Below are 13,638 nucleotides of genomic sequence, written 5' to 3'. Positions count from 1 at the left end.
TGCAGTCTAACTGGAAATCTTCCAGCTAGTTCGGGCCTAATTGCGTCTATCCACTCTTTATCTCCCATTCTAACTGTAGGTTTTCCATCTAGTCCGGCTATCTAGCGAACAAACAAAAAACGAACTGTAGAAAATCCATTTAGACAGCCAATATGAATAATTTTCCAGTCAAATAGAGCTCTTTGTAACCCATATTGTGGTAAACCAACCGGCCTGTATTCCGTGCAACATTGTGCCTCATCGCCCCAAGGGATTTCGGCCGGGCCGCTAGCAGCCTACCTCAATCGAGGCGTTGACGATATAGATCAGATCGTTTTTGTCCTGCTTGTCTGGCAGCACGATGCCGCTAGTTGTGATCATGCCGCCGTCCAGCACCTCAATTGTCACTTCCCCGTATGGCAGAACCGCACGAATCGCATCAAGATCCAGCTCATCATGGTCGCATGGGACAGCGAGCCTTACATTCACCTTCATATTGTGCAGCTTCCCTTCCGGAAGCACATCAGGCAAAATCGGCATCGAATTGTGATGAATGGCGTTTTGTACAGCCCGTACTGCCGCTTTCGTTACATTTTGGCCATGCAAGTCAGCGCCCATGCCAAGCTGAATAAAAAATATTTTTTTCATCGTTCCACATGCCCCTTCTTATCAAAATGGCGGTTCGTCATCATCTGGCTGATGATCCGCAGCATCAGCTTCAGAGTCGGCTTTATGCTTGCCGACAAGCTCCAGCACATCCAATAGATCCGGCGGCTGCAGCAGCTCCACCGGCAGCATGCTGCGGTCGAACTGAAACCCCTCTCCTTCAAGCAATGCGACATAGCGCCCATTGTAAACGGCAAAATGAATCGTTTTGCCAAATGCTGCAAGCGGCGCCTTCACCGATGTTTCATCCAGCTTGAAGGACAGCGCTAGCTTCGGCTGCTGCTCGACCAGCTTCTCCGTCGCGACCGCTACTTGCTCCTGCGACCATTGCTCCTGCAGCTCCCGCTTCTCGCTATGCGCCCACAATTCATAAATTTGCGCCTCCTGCTCGCGCGCCTCTCCCTCTTGGCCTTGCCACTTCTCCTCCATATACTCGGAGACCATCGTCAGCATCTGCTCAGTCATCAGCTCGGGGAGCGCTTTTTCGTAATCGATAAACCGCAAAAAATCTTCAAAATAGCGGGCATGCGACGCCTGGTGAATTTTCAATTCCCACAGCTCCAGCATCCCCTCCTCCGGCATAAACGGATACTGAATCGATTTCATATTTTTGGCGCTGATGGCCATTTCCACATGAGAGATCAAATTGCGTTCGTCGGCAATGCGGGCAATCTTCGGCTCGAAGTCACATTTCAAAATAAAGAGCAGCGGATCGCTCAAATGCTTCGTCGGCGTCGCCTGCACGACAATCAGCACACCGCCGCGCACAGCGGCTGCATCCATATACAGCCGTACCAGCTCATCGGCAAAACCATGAAAGTCCTCTTTATCCGATGACGCGCGCAGCCGCTGCAGCAAATTGTAATTCGGATTGCTCTCCAACTCAAAGCCAGGCTCAACGATAAAGCGGCCGATCTTGGTCGGGGCTGATTCCGAATTGGGGTGACGTTCAGCCTTTCGTTTGCAAATCCGCTGAAATTCGCCATCCAAAAAAGCTTTTAACTCGCTGGCCGCATACTCGTCCTGATCCATTGTCTGAAAATGCTTGAACGTCTTGGAGGCGCCGTCCGGGCCTTCCGTCTGAATGACGAAGAACGATAAATAATGCACAGTAAAATCCATTCACGGCTTCCCCTTTTAGAGGTCGTTCAAAAGTTGTCTTTTGAACACTCACTTTTAGATGCAGTAGACCATTAGCATAGCATATTTGTCGTTCCCCTGCACCTCTAAACCGGCCGTTCAATTCAAGCGTCCAGCGCCTGCAGCCGCTCCTGCAGCCGTCTTTTTTTATACAGCATTGTCGCTGCTTCCGCCACATCCTGCAGCGTGCTGCGATTGATGTAAGCGCCAAATAGCATACCGGCGATCGGGATCATTTGAAACAGCTTTTTCCAGCCAAAATTGTCGCGATAGGTGACCATCACCTCGCGCCAGCCTTGAATTTGCGCAGCTACTTGACCGTGCTCCTCAGGTTTGCCGAACTGCTCCAGTTGCTCCAGCACTGCGCGCTTGCCGACGATATCCGATGAAGCGAACTGCAAACATTTGACCGCAAAAATCCGCTCCTCCTGACGGCTCGGATCATAGCCGTAGCTAATGGCAATTTCCTGAATAACTTTGAGGGAAAGACCGATCAAAGCCGGGATGTCGATCGCAAGCGTAAAAATACCGCCAATGCCCGTCGTCATCCCTTGCACCATCGCATACGATTTGCGGCTTTCCTTCAGCCCCTCCGCCACCTTATCCATATGTGCAATAGGCAGCAGCGCCGCTTCATCAATCGTGCGGGCGCCGAGCAGGCGCAGCACATCCTTCTCAGCAATTAAATACTGCCCGCCGGACTGAACATAGCTGCCCAACTCGTCGATTGCTTGCCCAACCTTTTGCTGCAGCACTCGCGGTGTCAGCTTATCCAGCAGTACGAACGGAAGCCGGCCCAGCTTTTCCCAAAACCATAAATCCTTTTGCTCCTTCTCCCACCGCTTCACCTGCTTGAGCTCAAGCTCCAATTGCTCTCTCGTCTCCGTCACTGCTGCTCACTCCATTTTATTAACGTTTTATTCAGTTATACGGGTTGGTTCTATACGCGTGTCAAAAATTTCACAAAAAACCCGGTTATCATGTGCTTGCCATGATTGCCGGGTTTTTGCATTACATTTTTTCCAAGATCAAATCTGCTATTCCGCTGTGCCGGGCAACGGTCGAGTTGTTAAGGAACAGTACATCTGTAATTTGCCGTTCCTTCACAAATTGCGATATGCTGCCGGCGAAGCTGCGCGGATCGATAAAAAACACTTTTTCATAATGCGGCACCAAAAACGGAATAAAGGCATTGCCGTAGGAGTCTTTTATCACAACGATGCTTTTGCCGTTTTTATTACTTGTCGTAACCTCGCCCATAGGTGCATCGCCGCCCAGGAACACTCCATAGAAACCTTGTTCAGGCTGAGCATATTTCGGATCGACCAGGTTGCGCTTCACCATTTTCCCTGTTGTAGTGCGGATTTCAAAGGAATAGTCGTCCTTGGGCATATAATACGAAATTGTATCCGGGTGCTGCTTCAAAGTCTCACTCTTGGTCGTTTTGTACATCGTCCCCAGAAATTGCTCAATCTTGCCTTCCTCATACTCACTAAGCGCGACCGGCTGCATCCCCATATTCTCCATCAGCTTGACATAGCTATAATAGGCGCCGAGTGCGGTCCAATGGTGATCTGTGCGAAAGTATACATATTCCTTCTGGTGCTCCGCTAAAGTCCCATATACATCTACAACGTTAACCTTTTTGTCCAGCTTCTGCTGAATATGGGCAAGAGCGTTCTTCTGCGAATCGCTCGTAGCGCCTGATTGCTCGTAATTCACAAAATCTGCCGATGTTGGCACCAGCATACTGTATACATTGACACTTTCCGGAACTGCCGACCGGAATTGGTTCAGCACGTCAGCATACTTGTCTGCTGCAGTCTCCGAATAATGAAACAGTGTCACCGCACGGTCCTTGAATATCATATAACGCGCACCGTTAATATCGATGATTACACCTTTATCCTTCCCCTCTGTCTCTTTCCCGGTCTCTGACGCCCCGTCTCCCTGCTCCTCCTGCTTGCTCACATTGCCCTTTTCACCGCTTCCCTCTCCTTTGTCTTGTGCGAGCGGCTGCTTGGATTCTGGTGTTGTGGCCGATGACTGTGTAATCACGACATAAATCACAACAATGAGCAGTGTCAATAACGCAGCTGCGATCACTAGTGTACGATTTTTAAATTTCATCTTGTCTTTCTCCTCTCTACGACGATAACGCATCATTGACTCCATTTAAACAATTAACGTTATTGTAAAGAGCATTCATTAACAAAACAGCAGATCAAATCTGAAGATTTTCTTAATATAACCAATTATCGCTGATGGCAGCCGCTGCTGACTTACGCTCCATGGTCTATACAGAAGGCTTGTATCATATTTATTAAACAACTGAGTGACAAGTATGCTAAAGGATGTGATTGCTGCCCTATGCAACATATTTTGCCTCCGAAAATAGAGTTTCTTTTATTAATTGGAGTCGCTTTGTTTTGGACCGTTGTCTACTTGCTTATTATTTATAAAGGATTTAAGGATCATACGTGCGGGATGCCTCTCCCCTGTATTTGCGCCAATATTACTTGGGAATTTCTCTTTACTTTTATAATGCCATTTAATCCTATGCAGCAAATTGTCACCTTCGTGTGGTTTTTGCTCGACTGCATCATTTTGCTTCAATTTATCTATTATTCAAAAAAGAGCTGCCCGCCGCGCATACTTTATGCGACGATCTGCACTTTGTCTGCCATCGCTCTCCTGCTCCATTATGGAATAGCTGTGGAATTTCATGACAGCATGGGCGTTTACACAGCCTTTGGCATCAATCTTCTTATGTCCCTGCTATTTATAAGAATGCTAATGGTGAAACAACTGCGCGGTCAGTCGCTGTCCATCGCTTGTCTCAAAATGATAGGCACCTTATGCGCTTCCCTTTATTGTTACTCGCTTTATCCGCATTCCATACTGCTTATAATAATGGCCGTAATAATTTTCATACTGGATATAGCATACATCATCTTGGTCTACAGGGCTCAAAAGCGCGGGTTTTCCAGGAGTCCCCTATTCACTTGGTTCCCATTTGGTCTATAATGCCTTATATTATAAATAGATGAGCGCCTGCTTGCAGATTGAGCCTGGAATCGAGGATGATCTATCACCGCCGAAGCATTATGAGGTTTACTTGGATTCGGTTCATAGAATACATGATTGAGGGTTTTTCGCTACGTAAGAGTGCGGAATTACTGCATGGGGAGGTTACGCATGTAACCCTGTTCTATTGGCGACATAAGATTTTGTCTGCCTTGAAACAGATACCATCCGAAACCTTCCAAATCGGTTTAAATCCGATGGGAAACAGCGTGTAAAAGGCATTTACCACATACAGAATGTGAATAGTTATCATAGCCGACTAAAACGATGGATGGACCGCTTTAACGGTGTGGCAACCAAGTATCTACAAAACTACTTGGCTTGGTTCCGTTATTTAGACAGCAAGGAATATGAGAACACAGCGTCGAATAAGAAAAATATGTTAGTTTCTTCCTGTCTGTTTTCTGTAAAAGAGACGAATGCTCATCTTCGTCAAGCATCGTTTGCTTGCTAAGGGAACGGTTGCTTTCTGTTTTGGAGTTGATTTCAATGGATTTGGAGCAAAGAAGGGTTTGGAATGAAAACCATAAGAAGTTAACTGAAATCATATCAAATCCAAACGAACATGTTCGAGCGATTGAGCTATTTCTCAATCACCATGCTTTGTTGTACTCAGCGAAAATGAGTAACGACTGCACTAATACTTTGGAGGATTTCGTTTTGGAAAGTCTGAAGGAAAGTGCATTAAGGGAGTATCCAGTAAATGCTTCAGATACAAAGAATTCAATCGTATGGCATCTCTGGCATATTGCAAGAGTCGAGGACATGACGATGAATATTTTGGTTGCAGACAGTCAACAGGTACTTTATTCTGATAATTGGTTACAAAAAATGAACATCAGATTTCCCCATAGCGGAAACAGCATGAGTGATGACGATATCGCAGAATTAAGTTCAGTTATTAACATAGATTCACTATTAGAATATAGAATAGCTGTAGGAAAACAAACCCGACTAATAATTTCGTCACTGCAATCAGGCGATTTCAGAAATAAAGTCCAAGATTATAGAATCAAAAAGTTGTTTGATGAAAATGCTATTCTTCAAGAAGCAAGTGGTATTGCTGATTATTGGAGCAAAAAGACAATTGCTGGACTTGTGCTAATGCCAGCAACGAGACATAATTTTTTGCATTTGAATAAATGTGCCCGTATAAAGGATAAGTTGCAAAAGGAAATGAAAAAATCAAACCGACAGACTCAACAAACCGGAATACGATAGCCCTAATTACCGCCTTTGGAAAAGGCGGTTTTCATTTTGATAGGAATCAACAATGATGATTAACATAGCCAATTTATTAGCACTTGTTTGCAGAGGCATGTGCTAGGGTTTCTTTTAATACATCCGCAACGGTGTACATAGACAAATGCTGCTTCATGGCATCCTCTGTTTGGCCATACAGACGGCTCAATGCAGGCTGAATTCCTTGGGCGATAAGACAGCTATTGCTGGGCGTACTGTGATGGCGCTCAAATAAAGGCTTTTTGTTCAAGGGCTTCATACACCTCCAAAAGCGAAATAGCTTCCGGTTTTTTGGCTAATCTCCTGTATCTACGCCCCCATGTTTTACAATAACCAAACCCGCCTTTCTAAGCTGCCCCAAGATGCGGCGGATGAAAATTGGACTGATTCCTACACTGACGGCTACTTGATTAGAAGGAAAGCTCACTCCGAAACCGGAAATCTCTGACGATACTCGCGTGCTTCTTTTTGAAAACGAGGAAAAGATCTTGATAACACTTTGATGTTCCGCTTTATTTTCATTTTCTTTTTCCAATTGCGCTGACATTCATCAAGCTGGTCAATTTGTTTATCCATTTTTTCACGAAGGATTAGGATGGACCTGTTCGGCATGTCTGATTGTGCCAACTCCAGAAGATCGCCAGCTAAAGCCTCGCTCAATTTACGCAGGTCCGGAAGGTGTAACAGCTTTGTCACGAAAAAGACTTCTGGTGTAAAATCCTCTCGAAAATCTTGCCCAGGAACTTGCTCCCAAAAGTCGTTCCATTCCTGCAAAAGATCGATTTCATATAGAAAGAACCTTAAAAATCCGCATAACCATGCTGTACAACTTGTATTCCGCAGCTGGCATCCGATGCCATTCGCAAGATGCCTGCACCCCTGACAGCAAGATCCTCCGCTGGCGATACAAACGCGGCAAATGGAATCGGTCCCGATCTCATGTAATGCATGAATCCCCAGGTTAATGACAGACTGCCTGCTCATCTGTATTAGTCCGGCCGATTGTTGAGGGGATGTCGAACCATGACGTGAAGTATCCTTTTCCATAAATTCTGGCATCTGCATCTACTCCATATTCCTAATAAATAATCAGATATTTGATTTTGAAGGGTATTATACCGCTGTTACAACCAAATAACAATGCACTGCTGTCAGGCCTGCCATTTATAAGCGCCGCGCGCGCAACGAACGATATAAACGGATGACGCTTAAAATGGGAGTAGGGCCAGCAGGTCTTGCCATGCGCATCGGGAGGCCCATCAACTGGGACGATCGCGTTTCTTCCAATGTTTGCCACGGCCATGAGTGCCCTTTAATGATCGTTGAACAGTTACGCTGCGCTGTGGCGCATCCGATTTTGCTGGAGCGCGGCATCAACGCGGTATTGCTCGTGGCCCGCCGCACGTCTCTCCGTTATGCTGACAGCGAGCTTGCAGTGAGCGGAGAAGCGGTAAAAGCTCTGGTCCCGCTTTTTCTCAAGTAAATGAAATCCAAACGTACAAAGAAACCGTTCCTTTCGAAATGGCAGATTGGACTTCCATTTACTAAGAAACGGTTTCTTTTTGTTTCACCAACGGCAGACTATATCAGCCTTCCTTGCTCCCGCTGTGAATCGCTTCATGAGGACGTACGCCATTCAAATTGAAACTGATAGAACCCTGACTCGAGTTCCAGCGTAATGCGGTTTTCGTGTAGTGCGATGATCCGTACCCCTTCCGCTTCGCCAAGCCGTACGCCTTGCTCCGTCACCCGATCCTGCAGCGCGTTTGGCAATTCGAGTGTGGCCGTCGTATTTGGAGGAATATTAACCTCAATAGTCATCTCCTTGTTCGCGATCTTCCAGCTGGACACAATCTCACCGTACATGGATTGGTAGGTCGCTCTAGCGTAACTAAGCCCTCCGCCCGGAAGAGGCCTGATATGAATATGCTTGAACCCCGGTCCGGCCTCATCCGTGTCTATTCCCGCCACGTAGCGATACAACCACTCTCCGATCGCGCCGAACGCGTAATGATTGAAGGAGTTCATTTCCGGGCTCCAGAACGAACCATCCGGTTTCTGTCCATCCCAATGTTCCCAGATCGTCGTCGCCCCCTGTTTGACGGGATAAAGCCAAGACGGATAGTCATGGGACAGCACTAGACGATAAGCCAGATCACTTCTTCCAATTGATGACAACACCGGACAAATATAGGGAGTCCCGAGAAAACCGGTAGTCGGCTTATACTCCGATTCCTCGATGAGCTGGATAAAGCTTTTCTCCACTCGCTTGCGGAACGCCCCTTCGACTAAACCAAAGTGAAGCGCCAATACATGAGCCGTTTGCGTCGGGGACACGAGCCTTCCCGCGCTTGTAACGAACTCTTTGTTGAATCTGTCGCGAATGTTCCCGAATAGTTCCTCGTACTTTGCCGCATCCTCTTCTTTTCCTAAAGCCCGCGCGGATTTGGCTAACAAATTCGCGGAATGAGCATAAAATGCAGTTGCGATGAAGTCTTTCGGCGTAGCGCCTGTATAGGTGCCGGCAGGAGCATCCAGAGCAAGCCAATCCCCAAACTGAAAACCGCCATTCCGAAGAAACTCCTGTTCCCCTGAATTTCTTAGAAATTCGACCCACGCTTTCATGCTGTCGTATTGTTCTTCCAACAAACGTAAATCTCCATAGCACAAATAAATGGTCCACGGACAAATGACCGCGGCATCCCCCCAGCCTGAGGCAGAATGCATCTCCCATCCCGGCAGCGTGTCGGGAATCGTATGAGGTACGCCGCCATTTGGCAATTGGTCCGCTTTTAAATCTTTCAGCCATTTGGTGAAAAAAACGGCAACATTCATATTATGGGCAGCCGTTCGGACGAAAACCTGAGCGTCACCCGTGTATCCCAATCTTTCGTCACGTTGCGGGCAATCTGTCGGTACGTCAAGGAAGTTCCCTCGCTGTCCCCAAACGATGTTGCTTTGCAATTGATTGACCAGAGGGTCTGAGCATTCAAAAGTACCCGTCTCTTCCAAGTCGGAGCTGATGACATGAGCGGTAAACCATTCCGGATTGACATCCCCCGGATATCCGTTCACTTTCGCATAGCGAAAGCCTTGAAACGAGAACCTCGGCTCATATCGTTCGTTCCCCGTCCCCTTGCATATATAGCTGGTCTTTTGCTTGGCTGAACGCAAATTTTCAATGTACAGGTTGCCGTCCGAATCCAATACTTCGGCATGGGTCAGTTCGATGACCGTTCCCCTTTCCCCCGTCACCGCGTAGGAGACCCACCCCGTCAGATTTTGGCCGAAATCCAAAATCGTCTCGCCGCTCGGCAACCGCAAAGCCCGTTCGGGTTTAAGTTCTCTTACGATTACCGTCGGCACGTTTTCCTGCGGAATAAGCATATGATTGCTGCGTGCCATCGTTTCAACGGGCAGCCAAGTTTGATCATCGTACTTCGGCAGACTCCAGCCTTCCTTCTCGAGCCTGGCGTCATAGGTTTCTCCGTCGTAGAGGGAAGCCATTACGATCGGACCGGTCTCCGCCCGCCAGGAACCGTCCGTAACGACGCGCTGCTCGCTGCCGTCTTCGTATGTTAGATGCAGTTCAAGTAACGCGGCTCGGCGATTACCGTAAAAATCGCGGGGATGTCCTCCGATCCTGCCTTTATACCAGCCGTCCGCGACGGTTATTCCGATCGCATTGCCACCAAAACGAATATACTCCGTCACATCAAAGGTTTGTGTTTGAAGCCGTTTGTGATAACTTGTCCACCCAGGTGTGAACAGCTGATCATTTAGGCGTCTACCGTTAAGCTCCAATTCGTACAGGCCGAGAGCCGTTGCGTAAATTCGTGCTGAACGCAGGCGAGAATTCGATTCGAAAGTTTTGCGGAAAAGGGGCAAAGTTTCCGCCGGGCGATCATGCTTCTCTGGATCGAACGTGATCCATTGCGCCGTCCACTCTCTGAAATCCAATATGCCCGTCTCAAAGAAAGTGTTCTGCCAGTCGCTTACTCGGCCTTTGGTGTCCCAAGCGAATACTCGGCAAAAGTAAACTTGACGAGACTTAAGCGAACTTCCTTCATATTCAATATGCACGGACTGGTCCGAGTTCACATCACCGGAATCCCAGATCGGATTTTGGAATTGCGGATCGTCTTCAGAGATTTGGATTCGGTATCCTTCTTGCCGGATTCCCCTGCCCGATCCGAAAAGTTTCCAGCTGAACCGGGGGACGCGCACGCCGATGCCAATCGGATTATTCCTATATTCGACTCGCAATTCCATAATGCCGAAATCGTTCGTTTCGGCCCCCCATGTTTTCTCGTTTAAGTTTGGATTATCCTTTAACCGCACCGGCGACGAGTCCTTTCATCATATATTTTTGCGTGAAGAAAAACAGAACGATCAGCGGCAAAGTCGCCATGACGCACAGCGCGAAAATAGGGCCGTAATCAATCGATTGGTTATTCGCTTTAAATTGCACGACTTGTGCCATCAACGTCATTTTTGCGGGATCCTTTAAATAAAGAAGCGGTCCGAAAAGGTCGTTCCAGATGCCGTAAATATTCAACATGATGAGAGTTCCCGTCGCCGGAAGCATGAGCGGGAAAATAATCAACCAGAATACGCGAAACTTTCCGTACCCGTCGATAGCAGCCGATTCTTCGATTTCCCTGGGGACGGATTTCGTAAAACCCGAGTACATGAACGTCGCCATAGGGAGCGCGCCCGCCGCGTACAACAAGATCATGAAGGAGCGCGTATCGATCAGATGCAGGGCAACCCCCATTTTGAAGATAGGAATCATTCCTGTTTGCAGCGGAATCACCATGCCTGAGATAAAAAAATAAAAGAGAAACTGAAAGAACTTGCGCGGAATACGCGCAATAACATAACCCGCCATAGAAGAAACGATGACCATCAGTCCGATCGATCCCGCGCTAATCGTGAACGTATTGAAAAAACCAAGTACAACGTTCACTTTTTCGACAGCTTTCTCATAATGGCCCCAATATACAGAATCAGGCATAGCCAGAGGCTGATAGAATTGATCTGGAGATTTAAAACTTGTAAGAATGAGATAAAAGATCGGGAATAAGAACAGCAGTGCGATCAATAACAACAAAATCTCCAGCGTTATGCTCGTACGGTCTTTTCGCTTGGCGGAGAGCTTGCTCATTACATCTCCACCTCTTTACGCCGCATGATCCCCAATTGGATCAGTGTAACGGCCATAATGAATATCATCAGAACAATCCCGCCCGCGATCGCATAGCCGTACGTATTTTCCCGGAATGCGGCATTATAGATCGCAAGCGTGAGTGTGTAGGATGACGAACCGGGGCCGCCTCCCGTCATGATATATGGAATATCGAACATTTTTAGGCCTCCGACGATGGTCAAGAACACAACAATCGTTGTCGCGGGCATGAGCATCGGAAGCGTAACGTGTACAAAGCGGTTGATCGCCTTAGCACCGTCCATTTTCGCTGCTTCATACAAATCTTGGGGAATGGCCTGCAATCCGGCCAAATAGATCACCGCGCAATACCCGAGTCCTTGCCACTGCGTAAGGGCGATGATGGTCGGGAACACGGTTCCTGTGTCTCCCAGCCAATCATGTTTCCAGGCATGCAGACCCAATCGTTCCAGCAACCCATTTAGCAAGCCTTCGTACTGCAAAATATGGCCCCACACGATAGAGGTGACCACAAGACTGACGACAACTGGCAAATAAAACGCAACCCTGAGCAAAATCTTCGTTCGGAAAGAGCGGTTCAGCAAGATCGCGAGCAGCAAGGACAATGGGTTTTGAACAGCGATTCCGATAAAGGTGATCCAGATCGTGTTCTTGGCCGCCTGAAGCATTTTGGAATCTTCGAGCAAAAATGCATAGTTATCCCAGCCTATAAACTTAGCGGGACGAATGGAGTCCCACTCCGTAAAAGAATAGTACACGCTTGACGCGAAAGGATAATAGACGAACGCTACAAACAATGCCGTTGCCGGAAGGATAAACCAAAAACCGGTCCACCACTCCCGGGTACTGGGTTTCATCATGATCTCACCTGTCTGCTATTCGACCGGCCGCTCAAGGAGCCGGCCGGTCGAATTGGAATAGTTATTTATTACTCTGCCGGAAGAATTACCGTCCCTTTGTCTTTCTCCAGCTTTTTTTGAGCTTCAGTCAAATCCTGCGGATTAAACTTGATGCCCGAAGCCACTTTCGTGAACGTTTCCACCAGCGATGTCATAGCGGAAGCGGGCAAATAAGTTTCGTATCCCATGCCGGATTCCGTCTCATCGACAACCTGCAATAAATCGTTTAACGCGGGGTCCGGATAGTCAAGCTGCATGCCCTGAATGGCCGGAATTGTTCCGCTGCCTACATTAAACGGTCCATAAACCTTCGGGCTCGCGATGACGCCAACCAAATCCTTCGCTTGCTGCGGGAGCTTGGTTTTGGCGTTCACCGAGAGCGATTGGTCAATGCCTAATGACAACTTGGCGTACCCCTTGTCTGTTCGGAACGGGAAGTATCCGAGACCGAATGCAGTATGGCCTTTCGTTTGGAAATTCTCCTGCGCGGTGCCGGGCATCCAAGGACCTTGAACGATCATGGCGGCCTTCCCCGAGGTGAACAACTCCGCGGATTGCGGCCAATCGATGCTAAGCGCCGTTTTGTTCAAGTACCCCTTCTCGACCATTTCTTGCAAATGCCTCATAACTGCCTGAACTTCCGGCCCGTCCAGTCTCTTCTTCCCTTCGTAAAGATCTTTGCCGTAAGTCGGACTGCTCTCGCTGCCATAAGGCTGCATCCAAAGATTAAAGGTCATGCTTGCCGTCCATACGTCTTTGAAACCGGCCGCCACCGGCGTAAGCCCTGCCGATTGAATCTTGGCGAATGCGCTTTCCATATCTGCCCAGGATTTCGGTACTTCGATCCCCAGGTCAGCGAATATTTTCTTGTTGTACCAGATCCCGCTCGTAGCGATGCCCATAGGCAGTGCGTATACCGTATCTTTGTAGGAATAGGCGCTTTTCGTTCCCGGATTCAGCTTGGCGGTCCATGACTCTTCGGTCAAATCCGCCAAATAACCGACTTCCCCGAACATAGCGGTTTTACCCTGATGAAAAAAAACGTCTGGCGCCGTATCCGAGGCCAGCTCTGCCTTCAACTTATCCGCATATGTATCCCCCAGCGTAATATCCCATTGAATCGAGGCATTCGGATATTTTTCTTTGTAAGCCTTCTCGACGTTTACCTTAAACTCTTGCATGAAGGGCCTGTCGTCGATGAACCAGGCCCCGATTCGGATCGTAAAGGAATCGTCGGTTCCGCCGGCCGAGCCGGATGGGGTTGTGCTTGCTTTGGAAGCGCCCGAGTCCGGGGCTTTCGAAGTTTGAACTTCGTTTCCTTCGTTTGCTCCGCATGCCGAAATCAGCGCGGCCAGCGCGAGGGTCAGCGATGCAAGAAGCATTCTTTTTCTTTTCACTAGATTTTGACCTCCTGGTTGGTGATTTTGGGTTCGGCGC

The 13,638-nt window shown here is 48.1% G+C and carries 13 protein-coding genes and 1 pseudogene; 4 read left to right on the top strand and 10 right to left on the bottom strand.

Annotated features, from left to right (window positions below):
- Positions 1–267: 267 nt before the first annotated feature.
- The 4 genes from ACFQ0N_RS06370 to ACFQ0N_RS06355 all read right to left on the bottom strand — a co-directional run bounded on the left by ACFQ0N_RS06370 (position 268) and on the right by ACFQ0N_RS06355 (position 3,915).
- Complete coding sequence (locus tag ACFQ0N_RS06370) at positions 268–627, bottom strand: Lin0512 family protein (RefSeq protein ID WP_379323965.1); 360 nt, start codon at positions 625–627, stop codon at positions 268–270.
- 21 nt (positions 628–648) lie between these two features.
- Positions 649–1,767, bottom strand: coding sequence for a DUF3900 domain-containing protein (locus ACFQ0N_RS06365; RefSeq protein WP_379323963.1), 1,119 nt, complete (start codon positions 1,765–1,767; stop codon positions 649–651).
- A 122-nt stretch (positions 1,768–1,889) separates the two neighbouring features.
- Positions 1,890–2,675, bottom strand: coding sequence for an EcsC family protein (locus tag ACFQ0N_RS06360; RefSeq protein ID WP_379323961.1), 786 nt, complete (start codon positions 2,673–2,675; stop codon positions 1,890–1,892).
- A gap of 121 nt (positions 2,676–2,796) precedes the next feature.
- Positions 2,797–3,915, bottom strand: coding sequence for a DHHW family protein (locus ACFQ0N_RS06355; protein ID WP_379323959.1), 1,119 nt, complete (start codon positions 3,913–3,915; stop codon positions 2,797–2,799).
- Between the two features lie 240 nt (positions 3,916–4,155).
- Here ACFQ0N_RS06355 and ACFQ0N_RS38290 point away from each other — a divergent pair, with 240 nt between their 5' ends.
- The 3 genes and pseudogenes from ACFQ0N_RS38290 (at position 4,156) to ACFQ0N_RS06345 (ending at position 6,093) form a co-directional block, all read left to right on the top strand.
- The gene (locus ACFQ0N_RS38290) at positions 4,156–4,812 is read left to right on the top strand and encodes a transmembrane-type terpene cyclase (protein WP_483874981.1); all 657 of its coding nucleotides are present in this window, start codon (positions 4,156–4,158) and stop codon (positions 4,810–4,812) included.
- Between the two features lie 92 nt (positions 4,813–4,904).
- Positions 4,905–5,326: pseudogene (locus tag ACFQ0N_RS06350) on the top strand (hypothetical protein); the annotation flags it as partial.
- A 35-nt stretch (positions 5,327–5,361) separates the two neighbouring features.
- The gene (locus ACFQ0N_RS06345) at positions 5,362–6,093 is read left to right on the top strand and encodes a DinB family protein (protein ID WP_379323957.1); all 732 of its coding nucleotides are present in this window, start codon (positions 5,362–5,364) and stop codon (positions 6,091–6,093) included.
- 76 nt (positions 6,094–6,169) lie between these two features.
- Here the strand turns inward: ACFQ0N_RS06345 and ACFQ0N_RS06340 are convergent, their stop codons facing one another.
- Positions 6,170–6,364: a hypothetical protein gene (locus tag ACFQ0N_RS06340; RefSeq protein ID WP_379323955.1), complete on the bottom strand. Its 195-nt coding sequence runs from the start codon at positions 6,362–6,364 to the stop codon at positions 6,170–6,172.
- 173 nt (positions 6,365–6,537) lie between these two features.
- Complete coding sequence (locus ACFQ0N_RS06335; RefSeq protein WP_379323953.1) at positions 6,538–7,173, bottom strand: hypothetical protein; 636 nt, start codon at positions 7,171–7,173, stop codon at positions 6,538–6,540.
- Between the two features lie 154 nt (positions 7,174–7,327).
- On the opposite strand from ACFQ0N_RS06335, the gene ACFQ0N_RS06330 reads away from it, so the two are divergent.
- Complete coding sequence (locus ACFQ0N_RS06330) at positions 7,328–7,597, top strand: hypothetical protein (RefSeq protein ID WP_379323951.1); 270 nt, start codon at positions 7,328–7,330, stop codon at positions 7,595–7,597.
- Between the two features lie 134 nt (positions 7,598–7,731).
- Here ACFQ0N_RS06330 and ACFQ0N_RS06325 read toward each other — a convergent pair whose 3' ends face one another.
- The 4 genes from ACFQ0N_RS06325 to ACFQ0N_RS06310 form a co-directional block, all read right to left on the bottom strand.
- Positions 7,732–10,455 (bottom strand): family 78 glycoside hydrolase catalytic domain, encoded by a 2,724-nt coding sequence (locus ACFQ0N_RS06325; protein ID WP_379323949.1) that lies wholly within the window; start codon positions 10,453–10,455, stop codon positions 7,732–7,734.
- The gene (locus ACFQ0N_RS06320) at positions 10,439–11,281 is read right to left on the bottom strand and encodes a carbohydrate ABC transporter permease (protein WP_379323947.1); all 843 of its coding nucleotides are present in this window, start codon (positions 11,279–11,281) and stop codon (positions 10,439–10,441) included. Before ACFQ0N_RS06320 ends, ACFQ0N_RS06325 begins: the two co-directional genes overlap by 17 nt.
- Positions 11,281–12,162, bottom strand: a complete 882-nt coding sequence (locus ACFQ0N_RS06315) for a carbohydrate ABC transporter permease (RefSeq protein ID WP_379323945.1) — start codon at positions 12,160–12,162, stop codon at positions 11,281–11,283. Before ACFQ0N_RS06315 ends, ACFQ0N_RS06320 begins: the two co-directional genes overlap by 1 nt.
- A 68-nt stretch (positions 12,163–12,230) precedes the next feature.
- Entirely contained in the window at positions 12,231–13,598 is a 1,368-nt protein-coding gene (locus ACFQ0N_RS06310; RefSeq protein ID WP_379323943.1) for an ABC transporter substrate-binding protein, read from the bottom strand.
- Between the last annotated feature and the right edge of the window lie 40 nt (positions 13,599–13,638).

Origin of the sequence: Paenibacillus sp. GCM10027626 (assembly GCF_042676285.1) — a bacterium.
In the GTDB taxonomy this organism is placed as follows: domain Bacteria; phylum Bacillota; class Bacilli; order Paenibacillales; family Paenibacillaceae; genus Paenibacillus_Z.
Note: the sequence above shows the minus strand (reverse complement) of the source record. Positions and strands in the feature narration are given on the sequence as shown.